The 15,590-nt window shown below is 34.1% G+C and carries 17 protein-coding genes; 6 read left to right on the forward strand and 11 right to left on the reverse strand.

From position 1 onward, the window contains the following. Positions 1–12: 12 nt before the first annotated feature. The gene (folA, locus tag J3U00_RS05580) at positions 13–525 is read right to left on the reverse strand and encodes a type 3 dihydrofolate reductase (protein WP_416379879.1); all 513 of its coding nucleotides are present in this window, start codon (positions 523–525) and stop codon (positions 13–15) included. Between the two features lie 10 nt (positions 526–535). Beyond that, positions 536–1,600, reverse strand: coding sequence for an MJ1255/VC2487 family glycosyltransferase (locus J3U00_RS05585; protein WP_267331824.1), 1,065 nt, complete (start codon positions 1,598–1,600; stop codon positions 536–538). 726 nt (positions 1,601–2,326) lie between these two features. Here J3U00_RS05585 and J3U00_RS05590 point away from each other — a divergent pair. The 5 genes from J3U00_RS05590 (at position 2,327) to J3U00_RS05610 (ending at position 7,941) form a co-directional block, all read left to right on the forward strand. Next, positions 2,327–3,871 carry a multicopper oxidase family protein gene (locus tag J3U00_RS05590; RefSeq protein ID WP_267331825.1) on the forward strand — a complete coding sequence of 515 codons (1,545 nt, stop codon included), beginning with the start codon at positions 2,327–2,329 and terminating at the stop codon, positions 3,869–3,871. A gap of 132 nt (positions 3,872–4,003) precedes the next feature. Further along, positions 4,004–4,348 carry a hypothetical protein gene (locus J3U00_RS05595; protein WP_267331826.1) on the forward strand — a complete coding sequence of 115 codons (345 nt, stop codon included), beginning with the start codon at positions 4,004–4,006 and terminating at the stop codon, positions 4,346–4,348. A gap of 85 nt (positions 4,349–4,433) precedes the next feature. After that, positions 4,434–7,157, forward strand: a complete 2,724-nt coding sequence (secA, locus tag J3U00_RS05600; RefSeq protein ID WP_267331827.1) for a preprotein translocase subunit SecA — start codon at positions 4,434–4,436, stop codon at positions 7,155–7,157. A gap of 113 nt (positions 7,158–7,270) precedes the next feature. Continuing rightward, positions 7,271–7,675 (forward strand): 8-oxo-dGTP diphosphatase MutT, encoded by a 405-nt coding sequence (mutT, locus tag J3U00_RS05605; RefSeq protein WP_065563652.1) that lies wholly within the window; start codon positions 7,271–7,273, stop codon positions 7,673–7,675. 41 nt (positions 7,676–7,716) lie between these two features. After that, positions 7,717–7,941: a DUF4177 domain-containing protein gene (locus J3U00_RS05610; RefSeq protein ID WP_065563653.1), complete on the forward strand. Its 225-nt coding sequence runs from the start codon at positions 7,717–7,719 to the stop codon at positions 7,939–7,941. Positions 7,942–8,019: 78 nt separating this feature from the next. Here J3U00_RS05610 and J3U00_RS05615 read toward each other — a convergent pair whose 3' ends face one another. The 5 genes from J3U00_RS05615 to J3U00_RS05635 are packed head-to-tail and all read right to left on the reverse strand — an operon-like array spanning position 8,020 to position 9,917. Next, positions 8,020–8,409 (reverse strand): DMT family transporter, encoded by a 390-nt coding sequence (locus J3U00_RS05615; RefSeq protein WP_065563654.1) that lies wholly within the window; start codon positions 8,407–8,409, stop codon positions 8,020–8,022. Then, positions 8,409–8,765, reverse strand: coding sequence for an EamA family transporter (locus J3U00_RS05620; protein ID WP_065563655.1), 357 nt, complete (start codon positions 8,763–8,765; stop codon positions 8,409–8,411). Before J3U00_RS05620 ends, J3U00_RS05615 begins: the two co-directional genes overlap by 1 nt. Further along, positions 8,753–9,187, reverse strand: coding sequence for a zinc uptake transcriptional repressor Zur (gene zur, locus J3U00_RS05625; protein WP_065563656.1), 435 nt, complete (start codon positions 9,185–9,187; stop codon positions 8,753–8,755). The genes J3U00_RS05620 and zur overlap by 13 nt, the downstream gene beginning before the upstream one ends. A 27-nt stretch (positions 9,188–9,214) precedes the next feature. Beyond that, the gene (locus tag J3U00_RS05630; RefSeq protein ID WP_065563657.1) at positions 9,215–9,487 is read right to left on the reverse strand and encodes an RnfH family protein; all 273 of its coding nucleotides are present in this window, start codon (positions 9,485–9,487) and stop codon (positions 9,215–9,217) included. Position 9,488: 1 nt separating this feature from the next. After that, positions 9,489–9,917 carry a type II toxin-antitoxin system RatA family toxin gene (locus J3U00_RS05635; protein WP_267331828.1) on the reverse strand — a complete coding sequence of 143 codons (429 nt, stop codon included), beginning with the start codon at positions 9,915–9,917 and terminating at the stop codon, positions 9,489–9,491. A 68-nt stretch (positions 9,918–9,985) separates the two neighbouring features. On the opposite strand from J3U00_RS05635, the gene smpB reads away from it, so the two are divergent. Further along, on the forward strand, positions 9,986–10,468 hold the full coding sequence (gene smpB, locus J3U00_RS05640) for an SsrA-binding protein SmpB (protein WP_220225669.1): 483 nt from the start codon (positions 9,986–9,988) through the stop codon (positions 10,466–10,468). 14 nt (positions 10,469–10,482) lie between these two features. Here smpB and J3U00_RS05645 read toward each other — a convergent pair whose 3' ends face one another. The 4 genes from J3U00_RS05645 to J3U00_RS05660 all read right to left on the reverse strand — a co-directional run bounded on the left by J3U00_RS05645 (position 10,483) and on the right by J3U00_RS05660 (position 15,563). After that, a complete protein-coding gene (locus J3U00_RS05645; protein WP_220225668.1) occupies positions 10,483–11,481 on the reverse strand; it encodes a LacI family DNA-binding transcriptional regulator in 999 nt (332 codons plus the stop codon). Between the two features lie 14 nt (positions 11,482–11,495). Continuing rightward, positions 11,496–12,614 carry a glycoside hydrolase family 172 protein gene (locus tag J3U00_RS05650; RefSeq protein ID WP_065563661.1) on the reverse strand — a complete coding sequence of 373 codons (1,119 nt, stop codon included), beginning with the start codon at positions 12,612–12,614 and terminating at the stop codon, positions 11,496–11,498. Between the two features lie 58 nt (positions 12,615–12,672). Continuing rightward, on the reverse strand, positions 12,673–13,917 hold the full coding sequence (locus J3U00_RS05655) for an oligosaccharide MFS transporter (protein ID WP_065563662.1): 1,245 nt from the start codon (positions 13,915–13,917) through the stop codon (positions 12,673–12,675). Positions 13,918–14,240: 323 nt separating this feature from the next. After that, the gene (locus tag J3U00_RS05660; RefSeq protein ID WP_267331829.1) at positions 14,241–15,563 is read right to left on the reverse strand and encodes a glycoside hydrolase family 28 protein; all 1,323 of its coding nucleotides are present in this window, start codon (positions 15,561–15,563) and stop codon (positions 14,241–14,243) included. Between the last annotated feature and the right edge of the window lie 27 nt (positions 15,564–15,590).

Genomic DNA, 15,590 nt, shown 5'->3' on the forward strand with positions numbered 1-15,590 from the left:
GTGGCAACTCATTTATTTTGATTGATTCGTTTTTTCTAGAATCTCAAATTGATAATCATATTGATTTTTTTCATCAGCTTTATGTTGTTCTGAGTGAATTTGTCGCCATACTATTTGAGAATAATCCGGAAAATAAGTATCACCTTGTAATTGAGCATCAATATGAGTTAAGTAAAGACGATTAACTAAAGGTAATACCTGACTATATATATTACCCCCACCTATAAAAAATGCCTCTTCAACCGACTGTTCATTGAGCAACGATATTGCTTCATCAACCGATTGAACCCAGCTAACATTAGAGTTTATTGAAGCTTTGTTATCAGCTTGACGACTAATTACAATGTTATGGCGATTAGGCAATGGTCTACCAATAGACTCAAACGTTTTTCGCCCCATAATAACTGGCTTATTTAATGTGTTTTTTTTAAACCATGCTAAATCTGCTGGCATATGCCACGGCATTTGATTATTTAACCCAATAACTTGATTATCCGCCATGGCAACAATAATACTTAATATCATATTAGTTCCTTTACACATACCCTAAGGATTTTATACGCTCATTCACATTGTCAGGGAATATAGTCTGCTGCCAAAGTCTTTGACTTAAAGATAGTAATGATTCTTTTTGACCTGAAACAATCCAATTAGCTAACTCGGTCGCCACATCAGGATAAACAACAGGTTTCGGAGAAGGCAAGCTAACCCAATATTTAAGCTTCATGCTATTTAGATTTTCCATCACAGTTGCCATATCCAAAGATTGCAAACATTGAGCATTATAAACTTGTTCAAATTGACCAGCTACTGGCTTAGTTAGAATCTTCTTCCCTAAAGATAACGCTTCAGATATTAATGCAAATCCAGTATTTGAAATAATCCCAGAACAACTAAGCAAAGCTTGCGTAAAATTATCTCGGCTTAACGGTTGTAATAATAAATTCTTACGCTCTGTAACTTGTTTTACATCGGGATGGAAACAACAAAATTGATATTGTGGAAATTGAGTAACTAATTCTGCAATTTCATTTAAATCTTCAAAAGGTAAATACACAACAATTTTACCATCTTCAGTTGGTACAGTTTCAAATGAATCAATCATTGGTGGAATTAGTTTATGACCAAAATGAAACCAATGTAAACCAATTGGTTTAGTAACTGGCGCATAATACTTCATAATTACGTTAGCTATCATGCCGTACTCTTTTGGCTTAAGATAATGGCAAATAGATTGGTTACTAATACCTAAACATTCTCGATTTTGATAATGTGCAGCCCATGCACTTACTGGCTCAAAATCACTAATAATGCAATCATATTTTGATAAATCGAGATCACGAACATCTTTAATTAATCTAAAGGCACGAATTTTTTGGATAGTTTTTCGATAATTAATTTTTCCATTAAGTGTTGCAAAAGATAGACCACTAAATGTTCGATAATCGCCAAAGGCCTGCATATCAAAATAATCTTTAGGATCACGACCACTGAAAATGTAATCAACATCAGCACCAGCCTTTTTTAAAGCTTTCGCTAAAGTTCTACTACGACTGATGTGGCCATTTCCTGTTCCTTGAACTCCGTAAAGAATTTTCATATCGTTTTTAATCAGAATATTATTTTTATGCAAATATGATACCAGAACCATTTATATTTGGCTTATTTATTTTATGATTATAACAAATAAATGAGTAAGTAATATTTATCATTAAACGTTTGAACAGCTTCAATTCCTTGGTATTAAAATCAAATTTTCATATCAAGAGTTAAAACTGTATAAATTTGCTGCTATTTTTAGTAAAATGGATTCAAGGAGATTAATTGTGTGATGAATAATGTCGCTAATCATTAACAAGAAGCAATTTTATATTTTAATTATATCGGCAATATTTTTGTTTTTTTCTTCGATTGGGCATTTTTCTCTAATTATATCTAAACCTTGTTCAGATCATCATTCACCAAATTTAATATCATCTCAGGTGAACGCAAATCTTAATTATGCAAATACAGATTTGCCGACTTCTAAATCAACAAAATCTTTTATTGGTAAATCGGTTAATCATTGTGCCACTTGCAGTACAATTATAACAAATTATATTGTTAATTTTGATTATCCGATTCATAGTGAACAATATCTACTTACTAAATTTATTCCTGAATATAAAGAATTTATTCCCGAGTTAAAGCCACCAAAATTTATCTAATTTACGCAGTTAAATATTAGTAATAAGTACTGGAAATCAATAACACAATCTCACTTTTTATAGTCTTGACGGTTGTATGCAGGTTATTGTTTAACGTAATAAATAATTATAGGAATACTATGAAACGCCGAAATTTTATAATGAATATTACCGCTGCTGTCGGTGGTTTAATTGCAACTAAAGCCATAGCCAAATTGGATAATTCACCAATGTCTGACATGGTTTGTGATGTTAAATCTGATAATTGTGATAAGGGGGACAACATGCACGATCATATGAATATGAACATGAATAACAACATGCCACAAAAACTGTTATCGACTACAGCGCTACCACACGGTAAAAACTTACCCGAGTTAACTAATTTAAAAAATACCAGCACCCAAGCTGGCGTATTTGAAGCAACGCTACATTTAAAACCGGTTAAAATAGCCTTAACACCGGAAATTACCACCGAATTTTGGGCATATAATGGCATGATTCCTGGTCCGAAAATCGAAGTATTTGAAGGCGATCATGTTAAAATAACCGTTAAAAATGATCTCTCACAGCCAACAACCGTTCATTGGCATGGTTTGCTGATTCCTTCAGATCAAGACGGCAACCCGCAAGATGCTATTCCGGCAGGTGGCAGCAGAGTTTATGAATTTACCATTCCAGAAGGCACAGCCGGAACCTATTGGTATCACCCACATGGACATAATACCGTTGCAGAACAAGTCTTTCGTGGTTTAGCCGGTACCTTTATTGTGCGCACTAAAAATGATCCGCTTGCTTCGCTACCGGAGCAACATTGGTTCTTTTCTGACTTAAAATTAACTGAAAACGGCGAAATCGCCGAAAATTCCATGACCGACTGGATGAATGGTCGGGAAGGACAATTTGTGTTGATCAATGGCGCTTACCAACCCAATATAAAAGTAGAAGGTGCAACACGAGTCAGAATCTGGAATGCGTGTTCAGGCCGATATTTAAATCTATCAATACCGGATTGTGATGTCTTTTTAGTTGCTACCGACGGCGGTTTCATTACCGAGCCGCATCAACTCAATAAACCGTTATTACTTACTCCGGCAGAACGGGCTGAAGTGGTTATCGTTCCGAAAAAAACCGCCAGTCTTTATCTGCAAAACATCGGCTACGATCGTGGCAAAATGGGAAATGTACCGCCGGAACCAAACATCATTCTTTCACAGCTCCAGTTAACTCAAACGGCCAGTACAGTTCTACCAACGCATCTAAAACAAGTACCCATTTTAGGCAAAGCCGTCGCCAAAAAATCACTTGAATATACTGAAGTAATGGATAAAAGTGAGCCTCGAGGTGGTATGCTATTTTTAATTAATGGCAAACGGCATGATATGTCACGAATCGACTTGGAAAGTAAACTTCACGATGTTGAAGAGTGGACAATTGTTAATAACTCACATATGGATCACAATTTCCATATACATGGAGCGCAATTTATTGTGCAATCTCGTGAATTAAATGGCACTAAAACTACACCCGAGTTTGTTGCTTTGAAAGATACCACTAACTTACGCCCGCACGAAACGCTTGTTATTAAAATTCAACAAAATATGCCGGGACTACGTATGTATCACTGTCATATTGTAGAGCATGAAACGCTGGGTATGATGGGGCAATTAATGGTTAAAGAATAATGAAATAAATTACCCACTTTCAAAAAAAGATCGTGGGTATTTTTTAATAAATAACATAATAAAATTTAATACATTTACTAATAAATAATAATAGTTTTTCATTTTGGCAAAAAATGCTAAGATATTATAGTTATGACCTTGATTAACTACTGGCAACAAATTAGTAAACGCCTCATCATCAAAACAGCCCTATCGCACTTATTATTAGGTGTAATCGCTGCTGGGTTCGGTTTATATGAAGAAAATGCATTACCAGTTCAATCATCTTCCACACAGGTTGGTATTATTGCTATAACAGCAATAGTACAAGATCACCAAGCACCAATAAGAACAAAATCTCAAACTTCATCTTTGTTAAAAGAAGAGCATTACGATAATCAAATTATCTCACTCAATTATGATGAAGTTACTCCAAATACCGTTATTCGATTATCACCATATAATGGAATAAGAGCTGGTCCTCAAGCTACCGCTTAACGTGTTTTTATATCATTAAATTAATTTATTAAATAAGGTTTATTCCTTATTGATCCCATTATAAAAAAAGAATAAGAGAACAGTTATGTTATTAAAATTATTAACAAAAGTATTCGGTAGCCGTAATGAACGCGTTTTAAAATCTATGCGTAAACGTGTTGAAAATATTAATGCTCTTGAACCATCTATGGAAGTGCTAACCGATGATGAACTTAAAGCAAAAACCAATGAATTTAAGCAGAAGATTGCAAATGGCACTAAGTTAGATGACATATTAGAAGAAGCTTTTGCAGTAGTTCGTGAAGCAAGTAAGCGTGTATTTGGTATGCGCCATTTTGATGTCCAACTTATTGGGGGGATGGTGCTTAATGAACGCTGTATTGCCGAGATGCGTACCGGTGAAGGTAAAACATTAACAGCTACATTACCTGCCTATTTAAATGCATTAACCGGTAAAGGTGTACATGTTGTAACTGTTAATGATTATTTAGCTCAGCGTGATGCAGAAAATAACCGCCCTCTATTTGAATTTTTGGGCTTAACAGTCGGTATCAATTTACCTAACATGCCTCCAGAAATAAAACGTGATGCTTATAATGCTGATATCACTTATGGTACGAATAATGAATATGGATTTGATTATCTACGCGATAATATGGTGTTTAACAAAGAATCACGTGTTCAACGACCGTTACACTATGCTTTAGTCGATGAGGTTGACTCAATTTTAATAGATGAAGCAAGGACTCCATTAATCATCTCAGGTCAGGCTGAAGATAGTTCAGATAAATATATCAGTATTGATAAAATCATCCCTCATCTTATTAAACAAGAAAAAGAAGATTCAGAGCAATTTCAAGGAGATGGAGACTTCTCAATTGATGAAAAATCACGCCAAGTAAATCTTACTGAACGAGGTTTAATTAAAGTTGAAGAACTATTAATAAAACAAGGGATTATGAAAGGTGATGAATCACTTTATGCACCAAGTAATATTGTGTTGATGCACCATGTCAATGCAGCTCTTCGAGCTCATCATTTATTCCACCGTGACGTAGATTATATTGTTAGAGATAATGAAATCATTATCGTCGATGAACATACAGGCCGTACAATGGATGGTCGCCGTTGGTCGGATGGTTTACATCAAGCAGTAGAAGCTAAAGAACACGTAAAAATTCAAAATGAAAATCAAACGTTAGCTTCTATTACCTTCCAGAATTATTTCCGTTTATACGAAAAATTAGCTGGTATGACCGGTACAGCTGATACTGAAGCCTTCGAATTTAATCAAATCTATGGCTTAGATACCATTGTTATTCCAACCAACCGCCCAATGGTTAGGAAAGATTTACCTGATCTTGTCTATATGACAGAAAAAGAGAAAATTAATGCTATCGTTGCTGATGTGCAAGATTGTGTCAAACGAGGGCAGCCAGTCTTAGTAGGTACTGCTTCAATTGAGAAATCTGAACTTGTCTCTCATGCATTTAAAAAAGCAGGGATTAAACATAATGTACTTAATGCTAAATTCCATGCTCAAGAAGCTGAAATTATTGCTGATGCAGGTAGTAAAGGCGCTGTAACTATTGCAACAAATATGGCAGGTCGTGGTACCGATATTATGCTTGGTGGTAATTGGCAAAGTGAAGTTGCGAAGTTAGAAAATCCAACTGATGACGATATCCAGAAAGCTAAACAAGCATGGCAAGTTAAACATGAAGAAGTCATTCAACTTGGTGGGCTTTATATTTTAGGTACTGAACGTCATGAATCTCGTCGTATTGATAACCAACTACGTGGACGTGCTGGCCGTCAAGGTGATCCAGGTGTTTCACGTTTTTACTTATCATTAGAAGATCCACTTATGCGTATTTTTGCATCAGAGCGTGTTGGTAACATGATGCGTAAATTGGGCATGAAAGAAGGTGAAGCAATCGAACATCCATGGATCACTAAAGCTATTGCTAATGCTCAGAAAAAAGTTGAAAGCCGCAATTTCGATATTCGTAAACAATTACTTGAATATGATGATGTTGCAAATGATCAACGTAAAGCTATATATAGCCAACGTAATGATTTATTAGATAACGCAGATATCAAAGAAACTATTGATTCTATACATGGAGATGTATTTACCACTGTTATTGATCAATATATTCCACCACAATCTATTGAAGAAATGTGGGATATTCCTGGACTTGAAGCAGCATTAAAAAGTGACTTTGATTTAGATTTACCAATTGCAAAATGGCTTGATGAAGAACAAAATCTTCATGAAGAAACCTTACGTGAACGTATTATACAACTTGCACAAAATAAATATCTTGAGAAAGAAAATATTGCGGGTTCTGAAGCCTTCAGACAGTTTGAAAAAAGTGTTATGTTGCAAACACTTGATACATTGTGGAAAGAACATTTAGCAGCAATGGATTACTTACGCCAAGGTATTCACTTACGAGGCTATGCACAGAAAGATCCTAAGCAAGAATATAAACGTGAATCTTTCAACATGTTTGCAAATATGCTAGATGCATTAAAATATGATGTAATTGGTATATTAAGCCGAGTACAAATTCGTTCACAAGAGGAAGTTGAAGAAGCTGAACGCCAACGCCAAGCTGAAGTCGAAAAATTAATGGCTAAGCAGCAAGCTAATCATGAATCAATCGGTGGCATGGGCAATGATGAACAATCAGCAAACTCACAACAACCTGTTGTTCGTGCTCAGGCAAAAGTTGGCCGTAACGATCCTTGTCCTTGTGGATCAGGCAAAAAATATAAACATTGTCATGGTGCTGTTAATTAAATCAAAAATTTAGTATGATAAATAATTATTGATGTTTAAATAACCAATTAAGGTAAAAAAACAAATGGGAAAGCAGTTGCTTTCCCAAACTTTAATCACATACAAATTGGATCATGAGAAAACATACTGAAATTGCTGTAGGTATCATTCGTTCGCAAGATTGCCAAATCTTTATCACCCAACGCGGTGAAGACTCTCATCTTGCTGGTTTTTGGGAATTTCCTGGGGGAAAAATCGAAGCCGGCGAAACACCTTATCAAACTTTAGAGCGTGAAATAGCAGAAGAAGTTGATATTCATATTCATCAATCACAATTTTTAAAAACTTTTGAACATAGTTATGATGATCGTGATATCACTATTCATGCTTACTTAGTAGAAGAGTGGGATGGTGTTCCTTTTGCAAAAGAAGGACAACCAAGCCGTTGGATAGATCAGGAAGATCTAAATGCAGATGAATTTCCAGATGCTAACAGACCGATTATCGAAATGCTTAAGAACCTAGACAAACAGATCTAAGTTATTTCCTTATTTAATTTTAATTAGACTCTATAAAAACAATGAAAGAATATAAAGTTGTCATTTATCAAGAAGGGGCTTTGTCTTCATTAGTTTTCGGTACAGCTAATTCAAATGCTGACAAATTTTCCGCTTTTTTAAATAATATTGCCCAAGAAGGCTGGCGCGTAATTACAATGCAAAAAGATATCCGTCGCTTATTTTTATTCTGGCAACGTGAAGCCTATCTAATTGTGATGGAGCGAGATAGAGGACAGGTGAAATAAAAACACGTTTTCTATTTTAGAATTAATAATCACTTCGTAAATAGCTATTTAATGATTTTATAAAATCATTAAAATAATTTAACTCGAAGATTTATTGTGTATTCTTTGTTCAGCCAACGCAAGAAAGATAATCCCAACAATAATAGATAAAGCACCTAATAATCGTGAAATGGTAATTTGTTCGTTAAAAGCAATGACCGACACTATCATTACTGTTACCACTTGTAGGTGAGAAGCAGCAAAAGCTGGACCAACTGGTGCTTTTTGCAATAATACCATCCATGTTATAAATGCACCTGCATACCCAATCATAACTAAATATGCCCAACCATGACTAAAAACTCTTAACAACCAAGCAATATCTGGTTCAAATGGCAACGCTGAAATAGCAGTAAGTTTAAAGCTGGTTTGCCCAAAAGTATCAAAAAAAAGTAGTAAAATAAAACCAATAATATAGAACTTTTTCATTAAGTTAATCCTACTAGTACTACGCCAAGAGTTATAAAAAAAATACCAATTAAACGAAATGGCGTTAAATGTTCTTTAAATAAAACACGCCCAGCAATCATTACTGTAATAATATTAAAAGAGCCTAATAGTATGCTTTTAGACAAAGAAACTTCACTCAAAAAAGCCAACCAAAATACAAAACCGATGAAGTAAGCTCCAAAACCTAACCATAACCACATGTTACCAAATAATTTCTGCCAATAATTTAAACCCTTCTCATCATTAGAAGTAATAGCAGCATATTTGAATGCAATCTGCCCTACCGTGTCACAAGCAATATTAATTAACCATAAAAAAAAGATTAAAGTTGACATGAGTGACAAATTCCATGAATTTCAAGCACACTATGCTTTATTAAGAATTGACTTTGGCTAGCAAGTTGTTTAAGTTGCGACTCGATATTCTCAGAATGTTTTTCAATAATTTGCTGACAATTATCACAAATAAATAAGATTGATATATGCTGAGGATCCTGAAAATGAGGGCAAATGATATAGCAATTGGTTGACTCAACTTTATGAATAAAACCTTGCTCAAGTAGAAACTCAAGAGCTCGATAAATCGTTGGCGGTTTTGCTTGTGGCTCACTAACTTTTAAGAGATCTAAAAGATCATATGCGCTCATAGCTTTATTCGCTTTAAGCATGATATCTAAAACGGTTTTACGCTGAGTTGTCAGCTTAATGCCACGTTTTTTGCATAAAGTTTCAATTTTCTCAATCAGCATATTATGCATTCAGTTAAGTTCCCTTCACTTTATTTGTTACTTTTTCAATGCCGCTTTTTTTCTTCTAATTTCTTTTGGGTCATTGATTAAAGCTCGATATATTTCTATACGATCGCCGTCTTTTACTTGTTCATTCAGTTCACAACGTTTTCCATAAATTCCAACAAGGTGTTCATCTAATCGAATTTTACATATTGATAAGATATTGGATTTTGTAATGGCTTGCAAGACATTAGTTTGCTCATCAACTGCGCAATCAATAATCGTAGGTTGATTAGGTAGCGCATAGACAACTTGAATATTTATCATATTAATATATCTGCCTTGCTCTTTGAGAAAATGCATTAACCATGTTGGTCATCACCTCCTTAAATATTGGCGTAAAAACAGCACTCATTAATTTATTATTAAACTCAAAGTTTAAATTTAAGCTGATTTTACTTTTTTGCTCATCAATTTCAGTAAATTCCCATCGCCCCTTTAAATGTTTAAATGGACCATCTATCAATGCCATATCAATTGAATTAGGCTCGTTAATCTGATTTATAGTGGTAAAAGATTTTTTAAATCCCAATTTTTCAACCTCAATAAATGCAGTTAAAAGATTATCTTGTTTGCTAATAACCCCAGTTGCGATACAATCAGGAACAAACTCAGGGTATCTAGCTATATCATTTACCAACGCAAACATTTGTTGGATTGAATAAGGCTCGATCACTTCATGAAAAACATGTGCCATAATAATAAAAAATTAAAAGTTAAAATTAGTGGCATATAGTATCATGTAACTCTATAATAACGCACATTATGACTAAGAAAAAATCACATAAGCCCGGTTCGGCTACCATTGCATTAAATAAACGTGCGCGTCATGAGTACTTTATTGAAGAGGAAATTGAAGCAGGTTTATCCCTACAAGGTTGGGAAGTTAAATCACTGCGAGCTGGCAAAGCGAATATCAGTGACAGTTATGTGTTACTTAAAAATGGCGAAGCATGGCTATTTGGTGCAACTATAACTCCATTGAGTGTTGCTTCTACACACGTAGTGTGTGACCCTATACGCACACGAAAATTACTGCTAAATGAACGAGAATTAAACTCGCTTTTTGGACAAATAAATCGTCAAGGTTACACTGTTGTTGCACTTTCATTGTATTGGAAAAATGCATGGGCAAAAGTAAAAATTGGCCTTGCAAAAGGTAAAAAAGAATACGACAAACGTACTGATATTAAAGAACGCCAATGGCAAGTTGACAAAGCACGTATAATGAAAAATGCGAATCGCTAATCATAACGTTTAAATTAACGATGGCGTATAATTTGTGGCTCAATAAAAAATTCTAGATGTTTTAATTCTTTAAAATTTAGCAAATCATCAACCACATCTACACAAGTTAGCGCCATATTTTCGATATCTTGCACAATAGCATCTATCGGATAATACGTATAGCCAAGATAGTTATTGTAATCATAAGAACACAAATACACCTGCTCTGGATCAATTCTAGCTGTAACCAAATAACCTAAGACCTCTTCCAATAAATTACCTGATGGTGTAAAAATAGCTTTTGGCATTCGGCCTAATCTTTCATGAACACCTTTAAGTAATTCAAAACCTTTATTAGGAGAATAATCATCACTCACAATCCATTCTGGTTTTACAGTTAATCCCACACTTTCTAAGCCACGCCTAAAACCCTCAAGTCTTGCACATATCGAAGTTAACTGAATATCACAACCAATAAAATAAAATTCGTCTAAATTCTTTGCATAAGGCTTAATTAAATCACTTACAGACTGTAATGATTCACTTGTAATAAAGGGTAACACGGTATCTTTGAGATAACGGTCAAAAAGTAGTACTGGTGTATTTTGATTAATATCTACATACAATTTATCACTGTCTAATGAGGTTACAACAATCATCGCATCAACTTTTCGCTCTACTAAGTTTTGAGCTACTTTGATTTCAACCTCTTTATTATAGTGACTACAAGTAATTAATAATTGGATGTTTTTTTGCCGAAAAGATGATTCAAGATGATGCAAAAACATAGAAAAAAATGAATTTGACATATCAGGGACAATAACACCAATCGTATTGGTGCTGTTAGCCTTCACCAAATATTGACGAATATGGGGTTGATCGCTATATTTCTCCGCGATCGATAAGACTCTTTGCCGAGTTTGTGGAGAAATACGATATTTTTTATCTCGTTTGTTAAATATATGACTGACGGTCGTTGCCGACACGCCAGCCAAACGAGCAATATCATTAATTTTTAGTTTATTACTCGCCATAGATCACCTTAATACTAACGTGGAGTACGTTGTTGTTTATTCGGGAATACTGGATTGTGGTTCACCGATGGACTTTGATACCAATAAGCAACACTCGCAATATCATCACAACGTTCATATAGTCTTATATCATCATTACCGATTTGTTGAAACGCTAATTTGATATTTTTGTGAAATGCAATTGGATCTGGAAGATGCCAACGATATAAACCATGTGAAGGCAAACCATCATCACCAAAACCATGTACTGGATTAGAATCTCCAGTTTGGAAAAAGTCACGTGTTGCATCACGGTTTGTTTGATATGGATATCCCATAAACATTGTTTGGAAACATTTCGCTTTTGGACGACCTTGGCTATCACGGTTATGGAATGCCCAAGCTCCACCAAAGTAATCTTCTGAACCAGTTGAATGTTGTGTTGGATAATCGCTATCATCATCAAGATAGAATTTAAACTCCCCTTCTCCCCACCAATAACGCTCCAAAGCTGTAAGAGCTAAGTAAGTACCTACATAATAACCATAACCTTGAACGTTATCTAATATGACATAATCTTGTGCATGATTAGTCACACGTTGACGACGCCATTGAGCATGAAAGTAAAGTGGATTTTCAAATGGTTTTGGCATCAACGCATAATTAATAGCAAAGAAGAAATGTTGCAAATCAGCTTCATGTTCATTGTGAATTTCAACTCTAGCTTTTTTATTAAATGGCATTCTAAAATAACTATTAAAACCACCTGTTGGATTAACCACTATTGGCATAGAATTAATATCACATCTTGCACCAAAACCATTACAGAAAAAGTCGCCAATAGGACTTTCCACTGAAGGAACTGTTTCATCATCCCAATAAATTCGAATCACAACATCACGTAATACAAAGCTTCCACGATGTGTTTTATCAGTTAAAGTAAACCACATATGACGAATTTCCCCTGGGCCAGTAATTTCAGCAATAGTCACTTTTTCACCAGCAGGAATAGATATAAAACCTTGTCCTTTCCTACATGGACCTAAAGCACTAGCTTTCATACACGATTTACCCTTTTCACCAGTCAAATTTTCAGGTGAAATAGTTCTTGTTTGTTCGAAGTGAAACTGTGTTACTGAATCAAATATATTCATTTTGCGTCCTTAATAAGTTTTAACAAATATTATTAATTAAAATATAAATCTCGTTTGCTTAATTACTTTCATTTTCAATTTTGTCTGACTTTCTATCACGACTTAAGAAGGCCATAGCAAATATCATGAAGCCTAAAACAACTAAGCCTAAATAATTAAACGTAGTAGCAGCACCTTCGGTGTCATAAAAATTACCGACAAAGGTAGAAAATAATATTACGCCTACTGAACCGGCTACTTGATAACCGATCAAAAACACTGTAGCCGACAAGCGTGCATTGAAATTGTTATCAATATATTTAAACACTGAGACTAAAATAGTTGAGATCTCTAAACAGTGCATAAGTTTTATTACGGAAATAATTGCAATACTTTCCACATGGCCAGTTAAAAATATTCGAGTTGCAGATATGAATGCAGCAAAGATTAATGCATTTTTTGCACCAACTTTGTTAACCACAAATGGCACACAAAACATAACAGCTGCTTCTAAAAAGACTTGAAATGAATTCAAAATACCATATAAGCGATAACCATCATTTACATCGGTAAACTGCTGAGTAAAAAAGACAGGGAATAATTGTTGGTCATAAATGTTGTACAAGCTATAAGTACCAAGTACATAAACAACAAATATCCAAAACTTTTTCAGTCCAAAGACTGAAACAATTTCATTAAAACTTAGTTTATCTTTCTTCTGAAATACTGCTGCCGATGATTTACTTAAATCTGGTTTGAAATTCAAATTGAGTATCATAAAACAAATACCGACCACTGAAGCAGCCCAAAAGTTAAGATGAGGATTGATACTAATTAAAATACCAGCGATAAAGGTACCCACTGCATAAGCAATACAACCCCAAGTCCGACATTGTCCAAATTCAAAATCGAAAGCACGGCTGATTTTTTCACAGTAAGAATCGATCAATCCCATACCGGCAACCCAACCAAAACCTAAGAAGAAACTGCCAAAGATAACACCAACATAAAAATTATGTCTTAAAAGTGGCTCGTAAACATAGATTAATGCAGGTGCAGCACATGTTATGATGACACTTTGAAACCAAATTAGATGTTTTTTTAAGACTAATTTATCTTGATAAACACCATAAATAATCATGATAATTAACGAAATAAAATAGTTAAAAGAATAGATAATACCAGTCTGTTTCGCTGTTAAACCAATCTCTTTACTAAGCCATATTGCATAAAAAGAAAAAACAAAACTACCCGCCGCGTAATACATAATGCTATAAAACGAAGCAAACCAATAAGTTGGTTTTTTATAAAATGCACTTGTCATAATTTATCCTATAAAGAGTTAAGCACTGTTTTGAGTATGAATAGCTAAAAATTTAGCTTTAACGGCTTTATTAGATAAATGTGATCTACATCAAAATTATTTTGTTTTCGAGAAAGAGAAAAGAAAATTGTCAGAAATGCAAATAATAAGAATAAACAGTATTAAAAGATTGAAGATAAAAAATTGAATGAAGAAATCATACTTAATTAAAACAAAAAATTTTTACATTCAAGAATATTGATAGCAAGATATAATGGTAAAGCTAATAAAAATTTAAAAAATAACCGTTACCAATACGGCAACGGTTATTTTAAATATCATATTTAACTTTTCAAGCTTATTAACTTACCGTCTTGCTTAACAAAAGACTGATTAATATGTACGTCTTCACTATTTTTTACACATAGTGGATCAGTCACAATATTATCAATAATGACATTATTAAATAAAACACTTTGTGCATTCTCAATAAAGAACCCTTTACCAGCCTCCGGTTTGACATCTTTAAACATATCAACCTCGCCTGCTTGAGCATTTTGTTGCATTGAAACACGGATATTATCAAAAGAGATATTAGAAATAGGAGATTCTGGAATACCATATAAAAAGCCGGCATAAGCACGAACATTTTTAGCAATAATGTTTGAAAAGCTAATATTGTGGCATGCTGGTGTAAACTCATTAACTGGTAGAGCATCTTTATTCCAAACAATTGGATCATTTCCTTTTGGACCACAATAATAATAGTAATTCATAACAAATGCCGATAAAACTTCATCCATTACAATATTACTAAATGTGATATCAGAAATAGTTCCTCCTCGACCTCGACGAGTTTTAAATCTTACACCTCGATCGGTTTTTTGGAATACACAATTTGTAATAGTTACATTACGAATGCAACCACTCATCTCACTACCAAGAACCACCGCACCATGACCATGAATCATATTACAATTAGTAATTAAAATATTCTCACATGGACTTTTTTCAGCTGTTTCTTCAGTGCCTGCTTTTATTGCAATACAATCATCGCCAACATCAATATAACAATTTGAAATTCTCACATTACGACAAGATTCAGGGTTAATACCATCGGTATTCGGTGAATCAGCTGGATTAAGAATTGAAATATTATCAACAACGACATTATTTGATTCCATTGGATGAACAGTCCAGCTAGGTGATTGAGTTAGAAAAACTTTTTCAATTGTAACTCGTTCACAAAAATCAAAACCAATTAAATAAGGTCTTGGATATTTAAGATTGCTTCGATCATGACGGAATGTATGCCACCATTTTTGACCATTACCATCAATTTTACCATTTCCAGTTATAACCACATTTTCAATATGTTGGCCATATATACAAGGCATATACACATCCTGTTTAACACCTTCCCAACGAGAATTAACAACAGGATAATCTTTAGCATCATCAGAAAATAATAAAGTCGCTCCTTGCTCAATAACAAACGTTATGTTGCTACAAAGTTTAATTGCCCCAGTAAAATAGGTACCAACAGGAACAATTAGCGTTCCACCACCTAATTGATCAATATGTTGAATTGCTTTTTCAAAAGCTTGAGTATTTATTGATTTTCCGTCACCAATAGCGCCAAAATCTTTTACAGATATAGTCGTCATGAGTTTATCCTTTATATTTTTACAAAC

Source organism: Gilliamella sp. B3127, assembly GCF_026536935.1.
Taxonomy (GTDB): domain Bacteria; phylum Pseudomonadota; class Gammaproteobacteria; order Enterobacterales; family Orbaceae; genus Gilliamella; species Gilliamella apicola_E.